Source organism: Halovenus carboxidivorans (assembly GCF_009831575.1).
Taxonomy (GTDB): Archaea; Halobacteriota; Halobacteria; order Halobacteriales; family Haloarculaceae; genus Halovenus; species Halovenus carboxidivorans.
Genome location: NZ_WUUT01000004.1, coordinates 241,461 through 265,594, shown reverse-complemented (window position 1 = coordinate 265,594; position 24,134 = coordinate 241,461). Strand labels below are relative to the sequence as shown.

General features: G+C 65.7%; 21 protein-coding genes. 10 read left to right on the top strand and 11 right to left on the bottom strand.

Going from position 1 to position 24,134, the window contains the following annotated elements; genetic code table 11:
• Positions 1-33: 33 nt before the first annotated feature.
• Complete coding sequence (locus GRX03_RS11875; RefSeq protein ID WP_159764421.1) at positions 34-1,509, bottom strand: aldehyde dehydrogenase family protein; 1,476 nt, start codon at positions 1,507-1,509, stop codon at positions 34-36.
• Positions 1,510-1,685: 176 nt separating this feature from the next.
• Here GRX03_RS11875 and GRX03_RS11870 point away from each other — a divergent pair, with 176 nt between their 5' ends.
• Positions 1,686-2,939: a YncE family protein gene (locus GRX03_RS11870; RefSeq protein ID WP_159764420.1), complete on the top strand. Its 1,254-nt coding sequence runs from the start codon at positions 1,686-1,688 to the stop codon at positions 2,937-2,939.
• A gap of 4 nt (positions 2,940-2,943) precedes the next feature.
• Here GRX03_RS11870 and GRX03_RS11865 read toward each other — a convergent pair whose 3' ends face one another.
• Together GRX03_RS11865 and aglF are read right to left on the bottom strand one after the other, a co-directional pair.
• Entirely contained in the window at positions 2,944-4,461 is a 1,518-nt protein-coding gene (locus GRX03_RS11865; protein WP_159764419.1) for a hypothetical protein, read from the bottom strand.
• A 15-nt stretch (positions 4,462-4,476) separates the two neighbouring features.
• Positions 4,477-5,268, bottom strand: coding sequence for a UTP--glucose-1-phosphate uridylyltransferase AglF (gene aglF, locus GRX03_RS11860; protein ID WP_159764418.1), 792 nt, complete (start codon positions 5,266-5,268; stop codon positions 4,477-4,479).
• A 107-nt stretch (positions 5,269-5,375) separates the two neighbouring features.
• Here aglF and GRX03_RS11855 point away from each other — a divergent pair, with 107 nt between their 5' ends.
• Entirely contained in the window at positions 5,376-5,957 is a 582-nt protein-coding gene (locus GRX03_RS11855; RefSeq protein ID WP_159764417.1) for a response regulator, read from the top strand.
• Positions 5,958-5,963: 6 nt separating this feature from the next.
• Here GRX03_RS11855 and GRX03_RS11850 read toward each other — a convergent pair whose 3' ends face one another.
• The 5 genes from GRX03_RS11850 to GRX03_RS11830 form a co-directional block, all read right to left on the bottom strand.
• On the bottom strand, positions 5,964-7,493 hold the full coding sequence (locus GRX03_RS11850) for a bacterio-opsin activator domain-containing protein (protein WP_159764416.1): 1,530 nt from the start codon (positions 7,491-7,493) through the stop codon (positions 5,964-5,966).
• Between the two features lie 2 nt (positions 7,494-7,495).
• Positions 7,496-8,458, bottom strand: a complete 963-nt coding sequence (locus tag GRX03_RS11845) for a sensor histidine kinase (protein ID WP_159764415.1) — start codon at positions 8,456-8,458, stop codon at positions 7,496-7,498.
• Positions 8,459-8,555: 97 nt separating this feature from the next.
• Positions 8,556-8,924 carry an ArsR/SmtB family transcription factor gene (locus GRX03_RS11840; RefSeq protein ID WP_159764414.1) on the bottom strand — a complete coding sequence of 123 codons (369 nt, stop codon included), beginning with the start codon at positions 8,922-8,924 and terminating at the stop codon, positions 8,556-8,558.
• Positions 8,925-9,021: 97 nt separating this feature from the next.
• Positions 9,022-10,152 (bottom strand): AI-2E family transporter, encoded by a 1,131-nt coding sequence (locus GRX03_RS11835; protein ID WP_159764413.1) that lies wholly within the window; start codon positions 10,150-10,152, stop codon positions 9,022-9,024.
• A gap of 252 nt (positions 10,153-10,404) precedes the next feature.
• Entirely contained in the window at positions 10,405-11,577 is a 1,173-nt protein-coding gene (locus tag GRX03_RS11830) for a CaiB/BaiF CoA transferase family protein (protein WP_159764412.1), read from the bottom strand.
• 272 nt (positions 11,578-11,849) lie between these two features.
• On the opposite strand from GRX03_RS11830, the gene GRX03_RS11825 reads away from it, so the two are divergent.
• From GRX03_RS11825 to GRX03_RS11815, 3 genes are read left to right on the top strand one after another with little or no spacing between them, the layout of a single operon-like run.
• Positions 11,850-12,860 carry a class I SAM-dependent methyltransferase gene (locus tag GRX03_RS11825; protein WP_159764411.1) on the top strand — a complete coding sequence of 337 codons (1,011 nt, stop codon included), beginning with the start codon at positions 11,850-11,852 and terminating at the stop codon, positions 12,858-12,860.
• Between the two features lie 45 nt (positions 12,861-12,905).
• Positions 12,906-13,766: a GAF domain-containing protein gene (locus GRX03_RS11820; RefSeq protein WP_159764410.1), complete on the top strand. Its 861-nt coding sequence runs from the start codon at positions 12,906-12,908 to the stop codon at positions 13,764-13,766.
• Positions 13,763-14,425, top strand: a complete 663-nt coding sequence (locus GRX03_RS11815) for a DUF7504 family protein (RefSeq protein ID WP_159764409.1) — start codon at positions 13,763-13,765, stop codon at positions 14,423-14,425. Before GRX03_RS11820 ends, GRX03_RS11815 begins: the two co-directional genes overlap by 4 nt.
• A 2-nt stretch (positions 14,426-14,427) precedes the next feature.
• Here the strand turns inward: GRX03_RS11815 and mfnA are convergent, their stop codons facing one another.
• Together mfnA and GRX03_RS11805 are read right to left on the bottom strand one after the other, a co-directional pair.
• A complete protein-coding gene (gene mfnA, locus GRX03_RS11810) occupies positions 14,428-15,486 on the bottom strand; it encodes a tyrosine decarboxylase MfnA (RefSeq protein ID WP_159764408.1) in 1,059 nt (352 codons plus the stop codon).
• 88 nt (positions 15,487-15,574) lie between these two features.
• Positions 15,575-15,991, bottom strand: a complete 417-nt coding sequence (locus GRX03_RS11805; protein ID WP_159764407.1) for a hypothetical protein — start codon at positions 15,989-15,991, stop codon at positions 15,575-15,577.
• Between the two features lie 130 nt (positions 15,992-16,121).
• Here GRX03_RS11805 and GRX03_RS11800 point away from each other — a divergent pair, with 130 nt between their 5' ends.
• Complete coding sequence (locus GRX03_RS11800) at positions 16,122-17,072, top strand: D-2-hydroxyacid dehydrogenase (protein ID WP_159764406.1); 951 nt, start codon at positions 16,122-16,124, stop codon at positions 17,070-17,072.
• On the opposite strand, the gene GRX03_RS11795 is transcribed toward GRX03_RS11800, so the two are convergent.
• Positions 17,073-20,114: an FAD-binding and (Fe-S)-binding domain-containing protein gene (locus tag GRX03_RS11795; RefSeq protein WP_159764405.1), complete on the bottom strand. Its 3,042-nt coding sequence runs from the start codon at positions 20,112-20,114 to the stop codon at positions 17,073-17,075. It lies immediately after the preceding gene.
• Between the two features lie 186 nt (positions 20,115-20,300).
• Here GRX03_RS11795 and trpD point away from each other — a divergent pair, with 186 nt between their 5' ends.
• The 4 genes from trpD to trpG are packed head-to-tail and all read left to right on the top strand — an operon-like array spanning position 20,301 to position 24,122.
• A complete protein-coding gene (gene trpD / locus GRX03_RS11790; RefSeq protein ID WP_159764530.1) occupies positions 20,301-21,302 on the top strand; it encodes an anthranilate phosphoribosyltransferase in 1,002 nt (333 codons plus the stop codon).
• Positions 21,299-21,949: a phosphoribosylanthranilate isomerase gene (locus GRX03_RS11785; protein ID WP_159764404.1), complete on the top strand. Its 651-nt coding sequence runs from the start codon at positions 21,299-21,301 to the stop codon at positions 21,947-21,949. Before trpD ends, GRX03_RS11785 begins: the two co-directional genes overlap by 4 nt.
• Positions 21,946-23,520 (top strand): anthranilate synthase component I, encoded by a 1,575-nt coding sequence (trpE, locus tag GRX03_RS11780; protein ID WP_159764403.1) that lies wholly within the window; start codon positions 21,946-21,948, stop codon positions 23,518-23,520. Before GRX03_RS11785 ends, trpE begins: the two co-directional genes overlap by 4 nt.
• Positions 23,517-24,122: an anthranilate synthase component II gene (trpG, locus tag GRX03_RS11775; RefSeq protein ID WP_159764402.1), complete on the top strand. Its 606-nt coding sequence runs from the start codon at positions 23,517-23,519 to the stop codon at positions 24,120-24,122. Before trpE ends, trpG begins: the two co-directional genes overlap by 4 nt.
• Positions 24,123-24,134: the final 12 nt, after the last annotated feature.

The window sequence follows — 24,134 nt, the reverse complement described above, 5'->3', positions numbered from 1 at the left end:
ATCAGCAAAATCAACTGGATCAGTTCGGACGCCTTACAGCAGGTCGTAGTCCCGTTCCTCGTGCTGGACGGAGATCCACTTCGGCTCGACGAGTTTGTCGACGACCCACTCGCCGTTGTACCGGCCCAGACCGGAGCTTTTCATGCCGCCGAAGGGAGCGTTTGGCTCGTCCTGGATCGGGTGGTCGTTGACGTGGACCATCCCGGCGTCGATCTGACTGGCAAGCTCGTAGGCGCGGTCCTCGTCGTTGCAGTTGACCGCGGCCGCGAGGCCGTACTCGGTGTCGTTGGCGATTTCGACCCCCTCCTCGTCCGAGGAGATCGGAATGACCGGCGCAATCGGGCCGAAGTGCTCGTTGCACGCCGCGGCCATGTCGTTGGTCGCGTCCGAGAGCACCGTCGGCTCGAAGAACAGATCGTCGGCCTCGCCGCCGGTCTCCAGCGTCGCACCCTGCTCGACGGTCTCCTCGACGTATTCGAGGAGGTCGTCGCGCTGGGTCTCGTTGATGATCGGACCGAAGTCGGTGTCGGGGTCCATCGGGTCCCCGACGGTCAGCGACTCGGCGTACTCGACGAGGTGGTCGACGTACTCGTCGTAGACGTCCTCGTGGACGAGATGCCGGTTGATCGAGATACAGACCTGTCCCTGGTGGGTGAACGACCCGACAGCGCCGATCTTGGCGGCCTGCTCGACATCCACGTCGTCGGTGACGAGGAAGGGACCGTTGCCGCCCAGTTCCAGCGTCGGCATGGTGAGATTCTCACCGGCCTGCCCGGCGACGGACTTGCCGACGCCCGTCGATCCGGTAAAGGCGAGGACACGGGGGACCGGGTGTCCGGCGACGCGGTCACCGATCTCCGAGCCACGGCCGGTGACGACGTTGACGACGCCGTCGGGGAGTCCGGCTTCGTCGGCGATTTTCGCGAGCATCAGTCCGCCGATGATCGGCGTGTCCGTCGCGGGCTTGACCACGACGGTGTTGCCCAGCGCGAGGGCCGGAGCGAGCGCTCGCGTCGTGAGATGGAGGGGGTAGTTCCACGGCGAGATGATGCTGACCACGCCGACCGGTTCCTGGACGATGTGGTGCGTCTTGTCGCTGTGGAAGACCGAATCACGTTCTTCTTTCGCTGGGGGTTCGACATCGAGTGCGGTCTCGAAATCAGAGAGAGCGATGCCGGCCTCGCCCTGGGCCTTTCCCTGGGCGCTGCCGGACTCCTTGGCGAGCAGTTCGACGATTTCGCCGAACTTCTGCTGCATGAGGTCGCGCATCTCCTCGACGTACTCCAGGCGCTGCTCGCGGTCGAGCGCCGCCCAGTCGTCCTGCGCGCGGTCGGCGGCCTCGTAGGCCTCGTCGACGTCGTCGACCGTCGCCGCCGGAACTTCCGCAAACGTCTCCCGGGTCGCGGGGTTCTCGACGGGGATGGTCTCGCCGCTCGCCGACTCGCGCCACTGTCCGTCAATGTAGAGTGTGTCCCACTGCGCGTCAGGTTGGACCTCTTGTGGTGCCATCTCTGTTCGGTAGGGCTTGGACACTCATAGACCTTCATGATTCCATTACTGACCATTAAAATAAGGCGGAAATATACGCGCCAATGTAATCGAAAGCACTTAGATCGGATCGAGTATGCGGAACTGGGACACGACGGGGGACAATTTAGGTACAGGTGGGGACTATCCGAAAAGACATGGATGAATCTACGGTCTACCCGAACGCAGACGAGAGCGACTCCGCTCGCCCGTCGGTCCCGCGGCGAGCGATGCTCGCCGGGTCGGTCGCGGCCGGCGCGGCGGCGACGGCAGGCTGTCTCGGCGACGACACCGAGCAGGCCGCGGCCGAACCCGTCGAAGCGCCGACCGTGTACGTGTTCAACACCGGCGACGGCACCGTAAGCGTCATCGACAGCGAACGCGACTCCGTCGTCCGGACCCAGTCCATCGGGATGACCGCCTCCTTTCCCGCGAACCAGTTCGCGCCGCGGGTGATCGATAGCGAGTCGGATCCGCTCTGGCTCAACGTCGACGACGGGGTACGGGCCGTCGCCGTCGGCACCTTCGAGCAGCGAGCGCACGTCGAGACGGGATCGGGCGCGAACTGGCAGGAGCAGACTCCAGACGGCGACAACGTCGTCGTCAGCGCCCGCGAGCCAGCCCACCGCCAGTTCAGACTCGACGCCGATCCCGCCTCGGACGGGTTCGGGGAGGTGACCGGACGAATCGAGCGTTCCTCGGAGGGAGGCCGCGGCGACAACGACGGCCCCGGCCCGTGTGACGTGACCATCCACCCGGACGGCGAGTACGCGTACGTCCCGGACCTGTTCGGTGACACGCTAACCGTCCTCGACATCGACTCCTTCGAGATCGCTCGACAGGTCGCCGTCCCGGGAACCGACGGGGAGCCGACGGCACCGTGGATGGGGACGGCCTCGTGGGACGGCTCGACGCTACTCGTCGAGAACAGCGGCGGCGACGGCGGGAGTGAGAGTCTCTGGGACGTGACCGATCCGGCGGGGCCGGTCGAGATGGCCCGACTCGGACCCGACGACGGACTGGGGCGAGGACCGCTGACCAGCGAGATCGGACCGAACTCGGAGTACGGCTACGTATTCACCCGGGAGACCGAGGACGTGACCGTGATCGACATCGAGGACGAAGCAGTGGTGGATCGGCTGGATCTCGGCGGAGAGGCGTTCGTCGGATCGTGGAACGTCGACCGCTCGAAACTGTACGTCCCGGTCCAGACGAACGACGAGGTCGCTGTCATCGACGCCGGGGAGCGAGCGATCGTCGACCGACTCGACGTCGGCGCGGAGCCGTACGGGGCGACGGCCGCGCCGCTTCGTGGCTCGGGCGGCGAGACGGCGACCAGCCTCGAACAGGTCGCCGGCGAGTACGAGACGACCTACTGCATGGGTCAGTGTGCGTGCGGGCACGAACTCTGAGAACTCAGAGCCACTCCGCGAAGGAGTCCGTCTCGCGGCTCCGGCGGATGTACTCCCGTTGCATCCCCGTGATCGCGGCCGACAGATCGTCGCCGGCCCGGAGTCGGTCGCGGACCTGCCGGCGCTTCCAGACGCTGGGGGTGACCCCCGCTGCGACCCGCTGTTCGAGGGGGTCGAGACGCGAATCGACGTGCTGTCCCCCGACACCGGCCGCCTCAAGCCCCGCACGGGCGGTCTCAAAGACCTCCTCGAAGATCAGTTCCGAGTCGGTCGTTCGCTCTCCCTCGGCCGTCAGCCAGTGGAGCGTGCCCGCGAGCCCGTCGCGGGCGGCGTTGTAGAAGCTCTCTCTGGCCGACTCCCACGATAGCTCCGACAGCGGGTGGTCGGTCTCGACGAGTCCGCGGATCAGCCCGACGGTCAACCACTGCATCGAGACCACGTCGGCGACGGTCGGCTGGGTCGGGATCGGACGGTACTCGATACGTAGCGACCGCTCGTCGCCGCCGCCGACCGGATCGCCGCCGATCACACAGCGGAGCCACCGCCAATAGGTCGAGCGCTTGTGGTCGAACTCCCAGTGTTCGTCGGCGAAGGAACGGCGCGGCTCGTCGGTGATCCACTCGCGGAGAACGGGGGCGAAGAGGTCGTCTGCCACGACCCGGTCGACGGTTTCGGCGGCGCTGTCGATGTCGGCCGGCACCCGGACTTTCGGCGAGGGGGTGACGTTCATCGACTGCTCGAACACCGCGATGCGAAGCTCGTGGTGGGTCTGCGCGAGGAGCGCCTCCGGATCGTCGGTGTCGGTGTACAGATCCGGCGGCAGAAACGGCGAGTTCGTCGACAGCGCCAGCACCGGGCCGAGGGTCCTGATCGCCGCGTTGTAGTACTCCGGGAACTCCTCTGCGCTCGGAATCTGGAGATGTGGCTGGATCGAAGTGGCCAGCGACTCGAAGAGAATCGACGGGAACGCGCGGTCGATCCCCGGCGCGTCGAACTCGACGCTCCCGTCACACAGCCGAAGCGTCTCGTTGTCGAGGGCGGTGTACCGCGGGTCTGCCCGCATATTCGTCGCGAAGACGACGCCGTCGCGTCGCTCGGTCGCCGTGAGATACGAGACGCTTCCGGCCTCCGGCGGAATCGCCCACATCGCGTCGTTGACCAGCCGACAGTCGGGTGCGACGGCGTCGTCTGCCGCTGCGAACGCCGACTCGATGCGGTCGGCCTGCTCGGTGAGTCCCGACTCGTCGAAAGGGTCCGGGTCGGTGTTGAGTTCGGCGTTGTGAACGCCCAACTCCTTGGTCGCGCCGGCCTCGTACGCGTCGTCGGGGACGGCCGTGAGGCGCCCGTCGGGGTCGACGCCGTAGACCTCCATTTCGAGGCCGACCGCGAAGTCGGGGTTGTCGAGCCGACCGCCGCGGATCGCTTCCCGAAGCCGATCGGCCTGGTGCTCGACGCGCTCGGTGAACCGGTCGGCGGCGTCGGCCGAGAGCGAGCGCTCGACCAGGTCGGTCGTCTCGCTCATCCCCGCCCCCGCATCTCAGTCCCCCGTCTCGGTCGATGCCTTCTCGCTCTCCTCGTCGGTTTCGGACCCCTCACCGGTCTCGGACTCTTCCTCGGCTTCCTCCTGGAGTCGGCGTTCGGCCTCGTCGCGGTCCTCGGGATAGCCGACGTCGATACGCCAGCCGTCCATCCGGATGGCGTCGATCGTCCGCCCGGATTCGATCAACAGATCGATCGCCTCACTGATCTCGTACTCCCCGCGGTTCGAGGGCTGGACCAGGTGACAGGCGTGGAAGATCTCGGGACTGAACGTGTAGAAACCGGTCATCACGAGGTTCGACGGCGGCTCCTCCGGTTTCTCGACGACATCGACGATCTCGCCGTACTTGTTGGTGTCACAGACGCCGTAGCGGCTGGCCTCCTCGTAGGGCACTTCTTCGACGAGGAAGGCGGCGTCGGCGCGCTGTTCCTGCTGGCGGTTGATCACGTCCTCCAGGTTCGCCCGGAAGATGTTGTCCCCGAGCATCAACACGAAGTCGTCGTCGATGTACTCCTCGACGGTCAACAGCGCGTGTGCGAGCCCCTTCTGTTCGCGCTGGTGGGCGTAGGTGATCGGGATGCCCTCGAACTCGTCGCCGTAGTGTTCGATGATATTTTCCTTCTTGTAGCCGACGACGACCAGCAGTTCGTCGATGCCGACCTCGATCAACTGCTCGAAACAGTGGGTCAAAAGCGGCTTGCCGGCCACTTCGACCATCCCCTTCGGTTTGTCATCGGTCAGTGGCCGGAGTCGAGTCCCCTTGCCAGCCGCGAGCACGACAGCCTTCATACCTGATGTGTCTGGATACCAAGTAAAACACTTTGTGGATGATCGAACGAGAGTACAATGGCAGGGATTATACCAGTGGCTGTCAAATCCACCAACGAGAACGTTTCATGAGCGAGACAGCGGAAGAAGACCTACCGGTCGCGCTCCTCGTCGACGACGAGAAGGAGGTCGCGGACGCGTACGCCCTCAGACTGCGCGGACTCTGTGACATCGAGACCGTCTACGACGGGCAGGCGGCTCTCGAACAGATCGAAGACGACGAGATCGATATCCTGCTGCTCGACCGGCACATGCCGGGGATGTCGGGCGACGAGGTGCTCGAACGGCTTCCCGAGACGGGCTTTTCCGGCCGGGTCATCATGGTGACGGCCATCGACCCCGGCTTCGACGTGCTCGATATGCCGTTCGACGATTACCTCTGTAAACCCGTCGACAGGGAGGATATCCGCGATGCTGTCTCCCAGCAGTGTACGGTCCTCGGCTACGAGACACTCGGCGAGTACTTCAGCGCCGCCTCGAAACGCAGCGTCATCGAGACGGAACTGCCCGAGGAGAAACGAGCCAACCACGAGGAGTACCAAGCCGTCGTCGAGCGCACGGAACGGCTTCGGGAGCGGGCGACGCGACTGCTGTCGGACGCCGAGGAGCTGTTCGAGACCTTCGAGGGGATCGAACGCGAGGGGCGGTGAACCGGCTCAGGTTCTGTCCGTCGTGTCGAAAAACTCCGCGAGCAGTTTCCTCTGTCCGGCGCGGAGATGGTGGAGCAGCGTCGGCCCGGTGATGTCGAGAGTGTCCGCGACCTCCTCCGCGGTCGATCCGCGGGGCGACTCGAAGTAATCAGCGAAAAACGCCGTCCGGAGAGCTGTCTCCTGTTTGTCCGTGAGCCGCTCGCTCAGTTCGTCACGGAACTCCTGCGGCGTCGTTAGCTCCCGTTCGCGGCGGTGTTTCGCGACCACTTCGCCGTCGTACTCGCGGGTGACAGCATCCGCGATGCGGCGAACGTCCGTCTCCGGAGAGAGTTCGACGACGCACTCCCCGCGGCCGTCCTCGAACTCCGCGTGAGCGACGGTCACTCCCTGTGCGGCGAGGGTCCCGAGCGGCGTCTCCGGCGTGAGGTCGACTTCGAGAGAGCCGCTCGTCTCTCGTTCGCTGATGACGCGGGCCTCTCTGGCCTCCGGATGGTCGGTGAGGTGATCGGCGACGGACTCGGGGTGAGCGTCTTCGACGACCACGTAGCAGTAGAGATCACCCCCCTGACCGACGATGCCGTCGAGAACGATCCGGCTGTCGGTCGCGGTCGCGACCGAGACCAGCGGCGCATCCCCGTCCGTGAGTTCGATGGTGAGTTCGACGACCGCGTCCGAGCGGATGAGGCTGCGCTGGCGGCTGGCGTTGATCGCGAAGCCGGCCATCTCACCGACGGTCTCGAAACTCGCGCGTTCGCGCTCGGAGAAGGCCTCCTGGTCGGCCGCGTAGATGCCGACGACGCCGTAGACGTTCGAGCCGTAGGTCAGCGGGATAGCGAGCAGCGACTGGAGTCCGTCGGCGAAGGCGGCCCGCCGGACCGGTTCGGGCACGGACCGATCACCACCCAGGGGCTGGACGATCTCCGGCGTCGCAGTTTCGATCGTCTGCTGTTCGGGGAGCGGATCCTCGCCGTCGAGCGCTTCGGTGATCGCATCGAGGGTCCGCCCGGGCGTGCCCGCGGACGCCTGGACCTGGATCTCGTCGCCGCCGAGTTCGCGCTCGCCGACCCAGGCGAACTCGTAGAGATCAGTTTCGCCCAGCCGATCACAGATCGTCGCCGCGATTTCCGTCCGGGAGGAGGCGTCGACGAGTTCGCCCAGAATATCGGAGATGAGCGTGTTCGTGATCGTCAACCGGTCGATGTCGCCGCGCAGTCGCTCGGTTCGCTGTCGGGCCCGGTGGCGTTCGGTCACGTCCTGCAGGTAGATCGTCACCCGTTCCGCGGAGGGGACGACCGAGACCTCGAACCAGCGGTCGAGTTCGGGGTAGTACTCCTCGACCTCACAGGACTCCGGGGTCGGGAGATCGAACGCGGCGGGGACGGTGTTCTCGACGGACTCGGGGAACACCTCCTCGATCTGTCGCTCCCGGAGGGCGCGCCCGAGCAGTTCCCGCGCCCGTCGGTTTGCGGCCGCGACGACGCCGTCGGTACCGGTTTCGATGATCCCGATCGGCGCGGCGTCGTATCGATCCTCCATGCTTATTCGGGGTCCAACCCCACGATTTCGAACCGCGCTCCGCCAGTCTCCGAGTCGGTCACCCGGACGGACCAGCCGTGGAGGTCGACGATCCGGGCGACGATAGCCAGCCCCAGTCCCGTTCCGTGATCGTCCGAGGAAAAGCCCGGCTCGAAGACGCGTTCGCGGTTCTCGGGCGGAATCCCGACGCCGTCGTCGGCGACGAACAGCCCGTCCGGGAGCCGCCCGACGCTGATCGTGATGTGCTCCTCCTCGGTCTCCGGAGGACCGTGTTCGACGGCGTTACGAAAGAGGTTCTCGAACAGGCGGGTCACCCGGTCGCGGTCGGCGGTCGCCTCGGGCAGGTCTTCGACGACATCGAGCGTCGCGCCGTTCGTCTCGACGGTCTGCCAGGCGTTTCTGACGACCGCGTCCAGGTCGACGACCTCCTCCGGATTGACGACATCCTCGCCGCGAGCGAGGGTCAGTACGTCCTGGATGATCCGCTCCATCCGGTCGTGAGCCTGTTCGACGTGATCGAAGTGCTCCTCGGATTCGAGTTCACGGCCCGCGCGTAGCCGGGCGCGAGCCACGTCGAGCGGGTTGCGCAGATCGTGGCTGAGAACGCTTGCCACCCGGTCGACGCCGACGTTCTGTGACTCTCTCTCCTGATCGACGGCGTTGAAAACGAGGTGTCCGGGTTGATCGTTCTCGGGTGCGATGATGCGGACGAGATATCGACGCTCCCTGTGGTCGGGGTCACGAACCCAGCACCGGCCGCTCCGGTCGAACGACGGCTGATCGCCCAGCACCGGCAACTCCTCCCCGAACCCGTCCGCGAGCGGATCACCGGCCGAGAGCCCGCTGATCCGACCGAACTGCTCGTTGCTCGCCTGGACGACCGCACGGTCGTCCTCGAAGGCGTAGCTACAGGCCGGGTCGGGATACCGCTCCATCGGAAGCGACCACGATTCGTTCGCTGTCATGCTCGGGCAGGAGTCCCCCGTTGGTTGAGAGCGTCGCTCATCTCTATCCCGTCCGTTTACGCTGGTATCCATTCATAGCCTCTAGGCATATAGATACCTACCGGTCGTTATCGGCAGGATGAATTACCGTCTCGATCCCATCGGGGCCGAAGCGACAGGTGGCGCCCTCGAACGTCGCTCGAAAGCGCTCGCGGTGGTGTCCGTCGGGATCGAAGACGGTCTCCGACGCGACCAACCCCGCTTCTTCGAGGCGGTCGAGACGGCGATACACCGTCGCCTTCGAGAAACCGGTCGCGTCGACGATGTCGCGGCCGGCCTGCGGTGAACCCGCGATTGCTTCGAGGATGGCCCGCGCGTACTCGTCGCCGAGAAGCGAGAGCAGTTCTTCGGGGTCGGTCGTCTCCGGTGCAGTCGGATTCTCCGCCGGGGCGTATCGCTCGCTACGCTTGGATGCTGTCTGCGCCATCTTATCACAACAGATGGCCCCGTTTCCCCTGGGAGTGTATGCTAGCTATACAGATCCACCGCCAAGACAGTATCTAGTAGTACAGACACTCGCCGGACTATTCGGTCGAGTCCTCCGGTACAGCGTCGGACGGCTCCTGGTCGGTGTACTCGTCGAGCGTGTGTTGGATGTCGAGTCGTTGTCCGGACAGCACGTACGGAAGCAGGATCGTCACGGCGTTGGTCGTACAGACGAGCAGGATCGGGGCGAGGAACAGACCGTACAGCCCGAAGACGGTCGGACCGACGATGTAGGCGACCAGCAACAGACCGGTGTGAGTCTGGTCGCTGCTCACCTGTGCCCTGACGACGATATCGGGAATGAAGTCGACGACAACCGCGCTCACGACCGCGAGAATACCGATCGGGACGAGGAGTTCCAGTTGACCGATCACCCAGGCGTTCGCCGCGAGTGCGAGACAGACCGGGATGTATACGATTTTGATGCCGATGACCGGGATGAGGCTGGCGACGCCCGCCAGCGCCGCGAGCAGCGCCGGAAACGGAACGGCAGCGCCCGTCGGTGCGAAGAGGTTGTAGACCGAGAAGGTCGTGAGCGAGATAACCGCCGTGATGAAGATGTTCACGATGTTACCGAACAGCGTGAGCGAGAGTTCGTCGTCGACGGCGCGGGCGTACCGGCGGACGATACCCGTGTCATCGTAGGTCTGGAAAAACCACTCTGCGAGTTTGGGGCCGTCGACTAACAGATAGTACGTCCCGCTGACGATGAGAAGCAACTGGACGAAGAGGCTACCGGCCAGACTCGCGGCCTCCAGCAGTCGGCCGGCGACCGCCTCCAACCCCATCTGTGACCCGCCGAGGCCCTGGAGAGACGTAAGGTCGATACCTCCGGTGTTCAGTTCTCTGAACAGCTGGCCGAGACCACTTTCCAGCAGACCTCGGCTGTTCAAAAACTCCTGGACACTCGAGGCGACGATCGTCGCGGTGTAGACGATCAGCACGACGAACGGAAGGCCGAACAGCAGAATCGACAGCGCGGCCCGCACCCGGCGGCCGAGGTCGAACCGATCCAGCGAGCGGAAGATCGGTCGGACGGCGTAGTACAGAAAGATCGTGAAGACGACGACGGCAGCGAAAACCAGAGCAACGTACGCGATGATCAGAAAGAGAATCGCGATCCCGCCGCCGATCAGCAGTCTCCTCAGCCGCTCCCGATCATCCATCATCGGTTCGAGATTTAACCGGTCGTTGCTTCATTCTACCGGTTCGATAGATTGGAGACTGTGCCCAGCCAGCATTATAAGTTTTGTGTGGCGTTTCTGAGAAAGAAAGGCGACAAGGTCGATTATATACGCTCCCGTCGTACGAATTGGTGGCGGCATCTGACTGCCGCCCCCGCCCCACCCAGTCGAAAGCGGCTCCCCGCCGCTTTCCCGTTTCCGTGCCCGACGGGGGGCCGCCTGTGTCTCGGTGCTCACCTACTCGGCCCGCCTTATTACGCCGTTTCCGGCTAACCTGTCGAGTTCGTCGTCGTCGTAGCCGACCTCGCGCAGGACCGCCTCGGTGTGTTCGCCCTGCTTTGGGACCGGTCGTCCCCGGTCACGGGGCACGTCCGTGCCCTGTGCAGGAAATCCAATTCGGGGACGCCGCTCGTCCCAGATCAGATCCCGCGTACCGACCTGTTCGTCGTCGAGTGCCTCCGTGAGCGTATACACCGGTTCGACGGAGGCTTCGACCCCGTCGAGCGTCTCCATCCACTCGTCACGACTCCGGGAGCCGAAGAGGTCGGTCAGTTCGGCCCGGAGCGCCTCGCGTTCGGCGTCGTCGTCGGTCATGTGGGCGTCGATGAGATCCTCCCGGTCGACGGCCTCACAGAACGCCCGGAAGAACTGCGGCTCCAGGGCGGCAAAGGTCACGTACCGGCCGTCAGCACACTCGTAGACGTCGTACCACGGATAGCCGCCGTTGAGTTCGCCCTCGCCCGGCCGGGGCTGGTCGCCCTCGAACACCGGCTGTACGACCGCCTGCGAGAACGACAGCACCACGTCGGTCATCGCCACGTCGATGTACTCCCCACCCCCCGAGCCGAGTTCCCGGGTGAGCAGCGCCGAGACGATGCCGAACGCCGCGAAGAGTCCGCCGGCCATGTCGGCAACCGTGTAACCCGGCACCTGCGGGCGAGCGGTTTCGTCCTCTCGGGTGAGATCCAACATCCCGGCGCGGCCGACGTAGTTGAGGTCGTGGCCGACGCTGTCGGCCATCGGTCCGCCCTGGCCGTAACCGGTCAGCGAGCAGTAGACCAGGTCCTCGTTGATCTCGCTGAGTCGGTCGTAGTCGACGCCGAGTCGGTCGACAACCTCGGGCCGGAAGGATTCAAGCAACACGTCGGCGTCCTCGGCCAGTCGGTAGAGGGCTTCCTGCCCCTCCTCGGATTTCAGGTCCAGCGCGACGCCCTTCTTCCCGCGGTTGACGGCGTCGAAGACCGCACCGACGCCGCTGTCGGTGTACGGCGGCATCGCGCGGGCGTAATCCCCCGAGCCGGTATCCTCGATTTTGATCACCTCGGCACCGGCGTCGGCGAGCAGTTGCGTGGCGTACGGTCCCGGCAGCAGCCGGCTCAGATCCAGCACGCGAACCGAATCGAGTTGCATACGGCTACTCACGGAGAGGGCCGTGTTAAAATGTCACTGTCGGCCCGCAGTAAAAAGACGAGTTACCGGCCGTCCTCGCGGACGTATCGCAACGCCTCGGCGTACTCCGCCGGGTCGATGCGCCCCTCCGCCTCTTCGAGCCGTTTGCGGATCTTGTCGGGTGTCATGGCTCCGTGCGAACATACGTAATGAAAGATCATTATGTTTTCGGCCAATCAGTATCGGGGGAGACAGCGAATCATATTTATCGGGCGGGAGCCGAGAGAGCGCAAATGGGCGAGCTAGCCGCAGTGGTCGAAAAACCGCGGGCCGACGCGGCGATCGGTGCGCTACGCGTCGAGGGCGTCTACGACGATTCTCGCAGCGTCTACGAGTGCGGGTCGGAGACGGTCGCGATTCCGGTCACGGAACCGCCGGAAGAGACCCCGGTGCGAGAGGTGATCGAGGAGGCGGGCGAACCCCGACTCCAGAGCCTCGAAGATCATCTTCGGGAGGCCGGCTGGAGCGAGTCGGAACTCGACCAGGCACCGGGGTCGTGGGCCGTCATCGGGACAGTCATCCTCGTCGACGTGAGTGACTGCCCGCGGCCGGAGGATGTCGGAGAGGCGCTGCTCGCGATGCACGGCCAGGCGGACACGGTGCTGGCCCGGCAGGGTATCTCCGGCCGCCACCGCGAACCGGCGGTCGAGGTGATCGCCGGGGCCGGGGACACGGAGACGGTCCACCAGGAACACGGCACCACCTACGCGATGGATCTCTCCGAGGTGATGTTCTCACCGGGAAACAAGGCCGAGCGGGCGCGTATGGGGGACGTGACCGGTTCCGGGGAGCGTGTGCTGGATATGTTCGCCGGAATCGGCTACTTCACGCTGCCGATGGCCCGGGCCGGTGCACACGTCACGGCGGTCGAACACAGTCCGACGACCTTCGCGTATCTCGTCGAGAACGTCGTCAGAAACGGCGTTCAGGAGTCTGTCGAGACCTACCGAGCGGACTGTCGGGACGTGATCGCGGAGGCCGAGGGCTTCGAGTTCGACCGGATCGTGATGGGCTACTACGACGCCTACGAGTATCTCGACAGCGCGTTTGCGGCACTCGGCCCGAACGGAACGATACACATGCACGAGGCGACACCGGAGGAACTCGTTCCGGACCGGCCCGAGCGACGGCTTCGTGAGGCCGCCGGCCGGGCCGAGCGATCCGTCGCGAAACTGGACACACGGACGGTCAAAGGCTACAGCGAGGGAGTCTCGCACATCGTCGTCGACGCCGATATCGAGTAGCCCGATCCGGCCAACTATATTTGTCGGGAATACCTCTGCCCCGATATGGAGAGGCTACGGGTGCTCGTCGCGGACCGAGACGAGCCGACACGGTCGGAGACCGCCGCGTTCGTCACCGAGGAGTTCGATGCCGACGTACAGACGGCCGAGTCGGTGGCGGCGGCGTCGGAACTGATCGAGACGGAACCGCCGACAGTGCTGGTCACCGGCTACGCGTTCCCCGACGGCAACGGACTCGAACTGGTCGAACTCGCGCGCGAGCGCAATCGGGGCTGCGGGTGTATTCTCTATACGCACTCCGAAGCCGTCGACACGACATCTTTCGAGAACGTGATCGTCGACTTCGTTCCGAAGGAGGCACCGGACGCCGAGCAGACCCTCCGAGCGCTGATCGAACAGACGGGGATCGAACAGAGCCAGGCGGCACACCCGGTCCCGGAGCGCGAACAACAGCGTCTCGACGCGACGGAGGCGTTCGCCGAGCAGACACAGACGGAGCCGTTCAGGCGGATCAGCCGGCTGGCGGCGGATCACTTCGGCCTCGATTCTGCCGCGATCGTGACGATCCACCGCGACGACGTCGGGGTCCTGACGACCGTCGGGCCGGAACGGACGCCCCGACTGCGCGAACAGTCGCTCGGTGCACACACGCTGACGGCCGACCAGCAGGTGGTGGGCGTCGAGGACACACGAACGGACCCGCGTTTTGCAGACATCAACGCCATCCACGAGGCAGGTATCGTCTCCTACCTCGGCGGGACGATTCGAGATCCGGAGGGGCTGGCGGTCGGCGTGCTGTCGGTGTACGGGACGGAGCCCCGGACGTTCGACGCCGAGGACCGCGCGTATCTCGGCCGCCTGGCGACGCTCGCGGGTGACCTACTCGACGGAGGTGAGCAGCCGTGACCGCCGATTTCACCTTTCCCGAGTTACCGCTCGAACCGGTTCGTGCCGGTTCGTCCGTGCTGGTGACCGGGCCGGGACGCGCGGCCTCGAAGCTCGCTCGCCGGCTGAGTATCGAACTCGATCCCGGGCAAAACGAGGGGGCGGTGCTCATCTCGACGAACACGACCGGGCGCTCGCTGGCCGCCGAGGCCGCGGCGTCGTACCCCGATTTAGATCTGAGCCGGATCGGCGTCGTCGACGCGACCGGACGGGCGGATGTCGAGAGTGACACCGCCGCCCGGATAGAGGCCGTCTCCGGGACGGGCGATCTGACGGGGATGAGCATCGACTTCTCGATCCTTTCGAGCGCACTCAACGAGGACGGAATCGACCGGCTCAGACTCTGTGTCGACTCACTTTCACTTTTGCTGTTGTACACCGAACTCCGGACCGTCGTCCGGTTCACGCACACGCTGGGCGGGCGGGTCAGGGCGACCGACGGGTTCGGGGTCTTCGTCCTCGACCCGACGATGCACAGCCCGCAGGTCGAGTACACGCTCAAATCGATCTGCGACGGCGCTATCGAGATCCGAGTGGCAGACGGCGGCTACGAGATTCGAACGGAGGGGTTGCCCGGACAGCACGAGGGCTGGCAGTCCGTCGATATCACCTCGGCGTGAGGTCAGTACCAGTCCAGATCCGCCACGAACGACCGCAGCATCGACCGCGTGACGTGCGGCATACAGACGATCCGCATCTCGCCCGCGCCGGTCTTGGAGACGCGCCAGCCCCGGTCGCGGAGTTCGTCGGTCATCGGGACCGAGAGGTCCGCCGTCACCAGCGGCAGTTCCGGACCGAAGACCTCGTGGCCGCGGTCCGACAGCGCGTCGGCTAGCCACTCGGCGTTGTCCATCGCCCGTTCGTACTGCTCGCGGTAGCCGACCGGCCACAGCGCCTCCATCGCGGCGACGGCGCTCGCCACGCCGGCACCGCTACGCGTGCCTGTCAGCGTGATCTGAGAGGTCGATTCGAGATACGGGGTGTCGATCGCCAGATCGTCGAAGAGTTCGCGCGAGCGAGCGAGCAGGCCCCCCGCGGGGACGGCCGCCTGCCCGCCCTTGTGCGGATCGATGGTCAGCGTGTCGATATCGGCGTGCTCGAAGTTCCAGTCGAAGTCGGTGAAGGGGAGGTAGAAACCGCCCCAGGCGGCGTCGACGTGACAGAGCGCGCCGGCATCCGCGGCCAACTCCGCAATCTCCGGAATCGGATCGACGACGCCGTACTCCGTCGATCCGGCGACGCCGACCACGCCGACGGTGTCCTCGTCGATCAGTTCGTGCATCGCGTCGAGGTCGGCGCGGTGGTCGGTCGTCGGCGCGGTCCGCAGTTCGACGCCGAGCAGTTCCGCCGCCTTTCGGAAACTGAAGTGGACGCTCTCCGGGGCGACGATGTTCGGGGCGCGGCTGTCGCCGTGGTTGCGAGCGATTCGGACGGCCTGGATGTTCGCCTCCGTCCCGCCGCTGGTGATATAGCCGGACGGGTCGGGGAGACCCGCGATCTCACCGAGCATCTCGACGGCCTGATCTTCGAGTTTGGCGACCGTCTTGTAGGTGCCTGGATCGCCAGGGTTCGTCGCGAGAAACCGCTCTGCGGCCTCCCGAGCCTTCGGGTGTGGTTCCGTACACATCGAAGTGAGAACCCGCTCGAAATTCTGCGGCTCGGCGCGCTGTACCGTCTGCATGTCTGAGAGACAGTGCCCCGACTGTCTTAGTGGTTGTGCGTTCGTTGTGTCCGTATCCCATACGGCCGTCGACCGTCGAAGGGAGAGATCAGCCGAGAAGGGAGCGAACGAGATCCACGAACGGCTGTTCTGCCCCGGTTCCGACTCCCTCGAACAGGGAGACGTTATCGAGGACGAACGAGACCCCGGCCGGGAGGGCGACGAAAAAGACCCCCAGCCCGACGAGTCCGATCACGGCCTTGCCGAGAATCGAGAACGTGCCGAGCAACACCAGCAGCACGACGCCGAGTCCGACTGCGACCAGCGCCGTCCCGAGCGAGAGCGCGACGAGCGAGAGCGTCTCGGTCCGCGTGAGACCGCCGGTATCGGCCGCGAGCAGGACGGTCACGCCGGCGACGAACAGCCCCCAGAAGAACGCGCCGACGAGCCGCATCCTGCGTCGCCGCCTCCGCTTTCGCGGATCCTCCGGAATCTCGTCCTCGTCGAACGTCCACGGATTTGGCATCGCTTCGAAGTACCGCCGCGTGGAAAACGGTGTACCGATTCCGGTGAATTTCGCGCCGTCCGGCGGGCCCGTTGGCCCGGCGGCGGGAGGACTGCATCAGGATTTTACGACCCCCCCGCGTGGGTCCGATATGGACGATCCGAAGATACTGGTCATGCGACAGAAGATCCACGGTACCGACGCGACGGTATACGGAGCGGAACTCCGCCAGCGGCTCCCCGACTGCGATATCACGGTCGCGGAGACGCCCGCAGAGGAGCGCAAGGCACTCCAGCGGGCGGATATTGTCACGGGACTGGAGGTCACCGAATCGCAACTCGACCGGGCGGAGAATCTGAAACTGTTCGCCTGTGTCTACGCCGGCACCGGCCACCTCGACCTGGACGCCTTCGAGAGACACGGCGTGTCGGTCACGAACGCGTCGGGCGTCCACAGGACCAACATCGCCGAGTACGTCGTCGGCGCGATGATCTCGATGGCCCAGCAGTTCCCGCTGGCGTACGAACGCACCGACCGACGGGAGTGGCGCAGCTATCCGACCAGGGAACTGCACGGCTCGACGGCCGCCATCGTCGGTCTCGGTGCCATCGGGCAGGCGATTGCGGACCGACTCGACGCGTTCGGGATGGACACCGTCGGCGTCCGGTACTCGCCGGAGAAGGGCGGACCGACCGACGAGGTTCTCGGCTTCGAGGAGATTCACGAGGCCGTCGCAGACGCCGAGTACGTCGCGCTGGCCTGTCCGCTGACCGACGCGACCCGCGGACTGATCGACGAGGAGGTTCTGATGACGATGCCCTCCGATGCGGTTCTCGTCAACATCGCCCGCGGCCCCGTCGTCGACACGGACGCATTACTCGCGAGCCTGCAGGCGAACCGCCTCCGCGGTGCCGTTCTGGACGTGACCGATCCGGAGCCGTTGCCGGAGGATCATCCGCTCTGGGGGATGGGCAACGTCGTCATCACGCCGCACAACGCTGGCGACACGCCGGAGTACTTCGCCCGCTGTGCAGACATTCTCGCGGAAAACGTCGACCGTCTCCGGAGCGGCGTCGACGAACTCGAAAACCAGGTCCGGTAGTCAGGCCGAGTCGACGGCGTCGGCCACCTTCTCGATGGGGTGTGGCGGGTTCGACTTCCCGGGCCGGTCGCCGAGCTGTGAGCGACAGGACGCGCCCGGTGCGGTCACCGTCTCGCCGTGGCTCTCCTCGACCTGATCGAAGAGAATCTGTCCGATGGCCTTCGAGAGGTCGTAGTGTTCCTCCTCGTAGCCGAAAGAGCCGGCCATGCCACAGCAGGAAGAATCCAGCGGATCGACCTCGTAGCCCGCGCGGCGGAGCACGCCGACGGCGTGGTGGTCCTTGTTCGTCGCCTTCTGGTTGCAGTGGCCGTGGTAGGTCAGCGACTCGGCCGGCGCGTCGAACTCGATTGCCTCGTCGAGACGTGTGTTGTCGAGGTATTCGAGGATGCCGTAGGCCGCGGCCGAGACCTTCTGGACGTTCGTTCCATCGAGCAGGTCGAGATACTCGTCCTGGAACATCACGGCGTCGGACGGCTCGACGAAGACCACGGACCAGCCGTCGTCGACGCGGCCGGCGAGTTTGTCGACGTTCTCCTGGGCGTGGGATTTCGCCTTGTCGAGATAGCCCATCGAGAACGCGGCCCGGCCGGACGGAGCCAGGTCGGTCGGGATGTCGACGTGGACGTTGGCGGCTTCGAGCACCTCGACGGCGGCCTTTCCGGGGTCGAGATAGCTGTAGTTCGTGAACGTGTCGGGGAACAGCAGGACCTTCGCGTCGGCCTCGGCCTCGGAGACCGTCGAGCCGCCGCGTTCGTCGAACCAGTCGACCAGCGTCTGCCGCTTGAACGTCGGGAGTTCGCGGTCACGAGCGATGCCGAGGGTCTTCTCCATGACGATCCGCGCGCCCGGAAGTCGCGGTGCGATGTTCGACAGCGGGGCCAGAGCACTGCCCAGCGCCGCGGCGCGGTCGATGTTTCCGAACAGTTTCGAGCGCAGGCTCGATCCCTCCTCCTGGTGGTGTTCGTGTTTCACCTCGGCTTTCAACTTCGCCAGGTCGACGCCGGTCGGACAGTTGCTCTTACAGCCTTTACAGCCGACACAGAGGTCGAGCACCTCCTCCTGGAACCGGTCAGAGTGGATCTCCTCTTCCGGGAGTTCGCCGCTGATCGCCGCCCGGAGCATATTCGCTCGACCGCGGGTGGCCTGAATCTCCTCGCCGGAGGCGCGGTAGGTCGGACACATCACGTCCGAGTCGGTCTGGCGGCAGGTCCCACAGCCGTTACAGAGTTCGACCAGATGGGAGAACCCGCCCTCGTCCTCGAAGTCGAGTTCGGTCGTCGGCTCCAGGGACTGGTAGGCCGCGCCGTAGCGGAGGTTCTCGCGGTTGTCGGCGCCGACGCCGCGGTCGTTGTCCGGCCCCACGTCGTCGGGGCTGTCCCGGTAGACGACGTTTCCGGGGTGCATCTGCCAGTCCGGGTCGAACGCGGTCTTCAGCTCCTTGAACGCCTGCCAGAGGTCCTCGCCGTACATCTTCGGGGTGAACTCCGTGCGGGCCATCCCGTCGCCGTGTTCGCCCGAGAAGGCCCCGCCGTGTTCGAGCACCAGATCGGTCACGTCGTCGGTGATCGAGTGCATCTTCTGGATGCCCTCGTCCTCCTTGAGGTTGAGAATCGGGCGGATGTGCAGCGTCCCGGAGCCGGCGTGTGCGAAGTAGGCGGCGGAGGTGTCGTGGTCGGTCAGAATCTCCTCGAACTTCTGGACGTACTCGGCGAGTTCCTCCGGCGGAACCGTCGCGTCCTCGATGAACGGATACGGTTTCGGATCGCCTTGCAGGCTCATCAGCAGCGGAATCGCCGCCTTCCGCAGTTTCCAGAGGTCGTCCTGATCCGCCTCGGTGTACGCTTCGAGCACGTCGAAGGCGTCACCCTCCTCGACGAAGTGGGCGTTCGTGTCGGCAATCGCCGACTCGAAGGCCTCGCGCTGGGTGCCGTCTTCGGCCGGGACGAGTTCGTCGTCCCACTCGAGCATGAGCGCCGCTGCGGCCCCGTCGGGAATCGGTTCGGCGTATTCGGCGTAGCCCTCCGACTCCTCGGCCAGGCGGAACACCTCGTCGTCCATCAACTCGACCGCGCTGACCGGATACTCCAGCGCCTCGGGGACGGCCTTCAGGGCGTCGATCAGATCGTCGAAACAGTACAGCGCGAGCGCCGTCTCGTCGGGTTTCGTGACCAGCGAGACCGTCGCCTCGACGATGACGCCGAGGGTTCCCTCCGCGCCGACGAACAGTTTCGAGAGGTTGATGACCTCCTCGCCCTCGTCGTTCTCGTAGATGACCTTGTGGAGGTTGTAGCCCGAGACAGAGCGCTTGAGCGAGGGGTACTTGTCGTCGATCTCCTCCTGGTTGTCCTCGACGAGCGAGCGGACCGTCTCGTAGATATTCGCCTCCAGATCGTCCTTGGCGACGATGTCCTCGTACTCCTCGGAGTCGAGGACGACCTCGCGGGTGTGAATCAGCTCGCCGTTCGACAGGACCACCTTCAGCTCCTCGGTGTACGCGTCGGTGATGCCGTACCGGACCGAGTGCGCGCCCGTGGAGTTGTTCCCGATGCCGCCGACGACGGTCGCCCGGTTCGAGGAGGCGGGGTCGGGGGCGAACTTCAGGCCGTGTTCCGCCAGTTCCGCGTCGAGGTGGTCCTGGACCTTCCCGGGCTGGATCGTCGCCCGCTGTGCCTCGGGGTCGATATCGACGGTGTCGTCCATGTACTTCGTGAAATCGAGAACGACACAGCCCGGACCCACGGACTGCCCGGCAAGCGAGGAGCCGGTTCCTCGCGGCAGGATCGGAACGTCGTACTCCTCGGCGAGCCGAATCGTCGCCTGCACGTCCTCGACGGTTCGAGGGAGCACGACCCCCGCGGGTCGCGCCTGGTAGATACTGCCGTCAGTCGCGTAGAGAACCTGCGTGTATTCGTCGAACTGGACGTCTCCCTCGACGTGTTCCCGGAGTGTCGCCGCGAACGCGCGGTATTCGGGGACGTCCGGTCGTTGCGTGTCGAGTGCTGTCACCGAGGTGTCCCATCCACCCGGATCGCTTCGTGCCATACCCGATGTACCAGGCCTCGATAAGAAAAAACTGGCGTCCGCGGCCTTGTGGGGGTACAAACCCCCAGGGGAAGCGTTTCGGACAGAAAACCAATCTCCCCGTCACGAAGGATGCGATACGCTTAAGTTAGTGTACGGATTTGTCCATTGTATACCGGAAACGTTCATTGGTGATACTGAATGACAATGGAATCTTATATCGAGCGGGTGACGGAGGGCGAAGATCTCACACAGGAGGAGGCGAGAGAGGCCTCGACACTGATCTTCGAGGAAGCGACGGAAGCACAGATCGGCGCGTTGCTGACGGCACTGCGGGCCAAAGGCGAGACGGAGGCCGAGATTGCCGGTTTCGCGGAGGGGATGCGCGACGCCGCCCGGACCATCGACCCCGACCGCGATATTCTCGTCGACACCTGCGGGACGGGCGGGGACGATTACGACACGATCAACGTCTCGACGACCAGCGCCATCGTCGCCGCCGGGGTCGGCGTCCCCATCGCCAAACACGGCAACTACTCCGTCTCCTCCTCGTCCGGGAGTGCCGACGTACTGGAGGAAGCGGGCGTGAAAGTCGACGCCGAACCGCCCGCCGTGCAGGAGGCCATCGAGGAGAAGGGGATCGGATTCATGCTCGCGCCTGTCTTCCACCCGGCTATGAAGGCGGTCATCGGCCCGCGGAAGGAGCTCGGGATGCGGACGATTTTCAACGTGCTCGGGCCGCTGACCAACCCCGCCGGCGCGGACGCCCAGGTCGTCGGCGTCTACGATCCCGAACTCGTCCCCGTCATCGCCGAGGCGCTGGCGAAGATGGACGTCGAGCGCGCGCTCGTGGTCCACGGTTCCGGCCTCGACGAGATTGCCGTCCACGGCGAGACGACGGTCGCAGAGGTCGACGGCGACGAAATCGAGGAGTACACCCTGACGCCCGGCAACCTCGGTCTCAAGCGGTACGACATCGAGGAGATCGCCGGCGGCCAACCCGCCGAGAACGCCGAGGATATGCGCGGGATCATCGAGGGTGAGATCGACGGCGCGAAGCGCGATATCATCCTCGCCAACGCCGGCGCGGCCATCTACATCGCCGGCGAGACCGACACCATCGCCGAGGGTGTCGAGCGAGCGCGGCACGGAATCGATTCGGGAGAGGCCGCGGCGAAACTCGAAGAACTCCGCGGCGTCAGTGCATGAGCGCGCGCGTCAAGATCTGTGGGCTGACGAGTGCGGCCGACCGGGACGCCGCCGTCCGGGCCGGCGCGGACGCCGTCGGATTCATCACCGGCGTGCCCGTCGACACCCCGCGAGAGCTGTCGCCGTCGGAGGCCGAGCGGCTGGCCGGCGGCGTCCCGCCGCTCGTGACGAGCGTCCTCGTGACGATGCCCGACAGCGTCCAGGACGCCGTGAACCTACAGGCGGAGGTCGGAGCCGACGCAATCCAGATCCACGGGACGCTCCCGCCGGAGAAAGTCGGGGGACTCCGGGCCAGAGTCGACGCGCCCGTCGTCGCGGCGGTCGATCTGTCGGCCGACATCGAGGAGTACGCCGCGGCCGCCGACGCCGTTCTGGTGGATTCGACCGACGAGGAGGGCGGCGGCGGCACCGGTGAGACCCACGACTGGGAGCGGACTCGCGCGGTTCGCGAGCGGATCGAGACGCCGCTGATCCTCGCCGGCGGGCTGACACCCGAAAACGTCGAGGCGGCCATCGACGCCGTCGACCCCTTCGCCGTCGACACGGCCAGCGGAGTCGAGCGGACCGGGGGGGAGAAAGATACCGACGCGGTTGCCGCGTTCGTCGACCGGGCGCGGGGAGTCCGTGACGGAGGTGAAGACGTATGAACGTCGACACTGACGGCGAGACGTTCGCGGAGTTGGCAGACGGCGACGACCCGACGGTCGTCCGCGTCGCGGGGGCGGTCGAGACCGAGATCGATCCGCTGGCGGCGTACGCCGCACTGACCGGCCGAACCGGCGACGCCGACGACTCCGAGTACGCGTTCTTGCTCGAAAGCGCCGAGAAAGTCGCCTCCAGCGATCCCGACGGTGCGTTCGCGCCGACCCACGAGGACCGCCACGCGCGGTTCTCGTTCGTGGGCTACGATCCCGCCGCGGTCGTCACCGTCGATCCGGAGGACACCACCGTCGACGTGCTCGACGACCGCTACGAGGGGCTGATCGAACCGAACGGCGGCGACACCGTCGACAGCCTCCGCGCGGCGATGCCCGACGTGCGACTGCGGAACTTCCCCGACCGGGACCGTCAGCACCTCGACGGCGGGCTCGTCGGCTTTCTGAGCTACGACGCGGTCTACGATCTCTGGCTGTCGGAAGTCGGCGTCGAACGCCCAGAGTCGCGGTTTCCCGACGCGCAGTTCGTCCTGACGACGAAGACGCTCGTCTTCGATCACGTCGAGGAGACGCTGTCGCTGGTGTTCACGCCGATCATCCGCGAGGGCGACGACCCGGACGCGGTCTACGCTGATCTCGAAGCCGAGGCCGAACGCGTCGAGCGAACCCTCTCCGAAGCCGCCGCGCTCGACACCGGCGGCTTCCGGAAGGACCGCGAGCGCGCCGGGCCGAAAGACCAGTACGAACGGGCCGTCGAGCGAGCCAAAGAACACGTCTACAGCGGCGACATCTACCAGGGCGTCATCTCGCGGACCCGAGAGCTGTACGGGGATGTCGATCCGCTCGGCTTCTACGACTCGCTTCGGACGGTCAACCCCTCGCCGTACATGTATCTGCTCTCCTACGGGGACCGAACCATCGTCGGTGCGAGCCCGGAGACGCTGGTCTCGGTGGGCGACGACACCATCGTCTCGAACCCCATTGCGGGGACGTGCCCGCGCGGGAACTCTCCCGTCGAGGACCGCCGACTCGCCGGGGAGATGCTCGCCGACGGCAAGGAGCGGGCCGAACACACGATGTTGGTCGACCTCGCGCGCAACGACGTGCGTCGAGTCGCACAGGCCGGGAGCGTCCGCGTCCAGGAGTTTATGAACGTGCTCAAGTACTCCCACGTCCAGCACATCGAGTCCACGGTGACGGGAACGCTCGACGACGATCACGACGCTTTCGACGCCGTCCGGGCGTCGTTCCCGGCGGGGACGCTGTCGGGCGCGCCGAAGATCCGGGCGATGGAGATCATCGACGACCTCGAGCGGCAACCACGCGGCCCCTACGGCGGCGGCGTCGGCTACGTCTCCTGGGGTGACGACGCCGATTTCGCTATCGTCATCAGGTCGGCGGTCGTCGAAGACGAGGGCGACGAGCAGCGGATCACCGTCCAGGCCGGGGCGGGCATCGTCGCCGACAGCGACCCCGAGGCGGAGTACGAGGAGACGGAGAACAAGATGGACGGCGTCCTCGACGCGCTGGATCGCATCGAGATGGAGGAGGTGAGTCGATGAGCCAAACTACCGCCAGCGAACAGACAGAGGTCCTGTTCATCGACAACTTCGACTCGTTCACCTACAACCTCGTGGAGTACGTCAGCGAACACGCCGAGACGACCGTGCTGAAAAACACGGCGTCGCTGTCGGAGGTGCGGGAGACCGACCCGGACGCGATCGTCATCTCGCCGGGCCCCGGCCACCCCAAAAACGACCGCGACATCGGCGTCACGAACGAGGTACTGCGGGAGATCAGCCCCGAAGTGCCGACCCTCGGCGTCTGTCTCGGCCTCGAAGCCGCGGTCTACGCCTACGGCGGCGAAATCGGCCGCGCCCCCGAACCGATCCACGGCAAGGCCTTTCCGATGGACCACGACGGCGAGGGCGTCTTCGCGGGCCTGGAGCAGGGCTTTCAGGGCGGCCGATACCACTCGTTGATCGCCAGCGAGGTCCCCGACTGCTTCGAGGTGACGGCGACGACGGAGGTCGGCGACGAGCAGTTGGTCATGGGCATCCGCCACGAGGAGTACCCGATCGAGTGCGTCCAGTTCCACCCCGAGTCGGTGCTGACCGCGGTCGGCCACGACCTCATACAGAACTTCCTCGCGCAGGTCGAGTAGGGTCACCTACTT

Excerpts from the sequence above, each read along its gene's own strand:
- mfnA (WP_159764408.1), bottom strand. The coding sequence starts at position 15,486 with ATGCAGACGGTACAGCGCGCCGAGCCGCAGAATTTCGAGCGGGTTCTC.
- GRX03_RS11805 (WP_159764407.1), bottom strand. The coding sequence starts at position 15,991 with ATGCCAAATCCGTGGACGTTCGACGAGGACGAGATTCCGGAGGATCCG.
- GRX03_RS11870 (WP_159764420.1), top strand. The coding sequence starts at position 1,686 with ATGGATGAATCTACGGTCTACCCGAACGCAGACGAGAGCGACTCCGCT.
- GRX03_RS11840 (WP_159764414.1), bottom strand. The coding sequence starts at position 8,924 with ATGGCGCAGACAGCATCCAAGCGTAGCGAGCGATACGCCCCGGCGGAG.
- GRX03_RS11865 (WP_159764419.1), bottom strand. The coding sequence starts at position 4,461 with ATGAGCGAGACGACCGACCTGGTCGAGCGCTCGCTCTCGGCCGACGCC.
- GRX03_RS11785 (WP_159764404.1), top strand. The coding sequence starts at position 21,299 with ATGAGCGCGCGCGTCAAGATCTGTGGGCTGACGAGTGCGGCCGACCGG.
- GRX03_RS11850 (WP_159764416.1), bottom strand. The coding sequence starts at position 7,493 with ATGGAGGATCGATACGACGCCGCGCCGATCGGGATCATCGAAACCGGT.
- GRX03_RS11820 (WP_159764410.1), top strand. The coding sequence starts at position 12,906 with ATGGAGAGGCTACGGGTGCTCGTCGCGGACCGAGACGAGCCGACACGG.
- GRX03_RS11845 (WP_159764415.1), bottom strand. The coding sequence starts at position 8,458 with ATGACAGCGAACGAATCGTGGTCGCTTCCGATGGAGCGGTATCCCGAC.
- GRX03_RS11795 (WP_159764405.1), bottom strand. The coding sequence starts at position 20,114 with ATGGCACGAAGCGATCCGGGTGGATGGGACACCTCGGTGACAGCACTC.
- aglF (WP_159764418.1), bottom strand. The coding sequence starts at position 5,268 with ATGAAGGCTGTCGTGCTCGCGGCTGGCAAGGGGACTCGACTCCGGCCA.
- GRX03_RS11825 (WP_159764411.1), top strand. The coding sequence starts at position 11,850 with ATGGGCGAGCTAGCCGCAGTGGTCGAAAAACCGCGGGCCGACGCGGCG.
- trpG (WP_159764402.1), top strand. The coding sequence starts at position 23,517 with ATGAGCCAAACTACCGCCAGCGAACAGACAGAGGTCCTGTTCATCGAC.
- GRX03_RS11830 (WP_159764412.1), bottom strand. The coding sequence starts at position 11,577 with ATGCAACTCGATTCGGTTCGCGTGCTGGATCTGAGCCGGCTGCTGCCG.
- trpD (WP_159764530.1), top strand. The coding sequence starts at position 20,301 with ATGGAATCTTATATCGAGCGGGTGACGGAGGGCGAAGATCTCACACAG.
- GRX03_RS11800 (WP_159764406.1), top strand. The coding sequence starts at position 16,122 with ATGGACGATCCGAAGATACTGGTCATGCGACAGAAGATCCACGGTACC.
- GRX03_RS11875 (WP_159764421.1), bottom strand. The coding sequence starts at position 1,509 with ATGGCACCACAAGAGGTCCAACCTGACGCGCAGTGGGACACACTCTAC.
- GRX03_RS11855 (WP_159764417.1), top strand. The coding sequence starts at position 5,376 with ATGAGCGAGACAGCGGAAGAAGACCTACCGGTCGCGCTCCTCGTCGAC.
- trpE (WP_159764403.1), top strand. The coding sequence starts at position 21,946 with ATGAACGTCGACACTGACGGCGAGACGTTCGCGGAGTTGGCAGACGGC.
- GRX03_RS11835 (WP_159764413.1), bottom strand. The coding sequence starts at position 10,152 with ATGATGGATGATCGGGAGCGGCTGAGGAGACTGCTGATCGGCGGCGGG.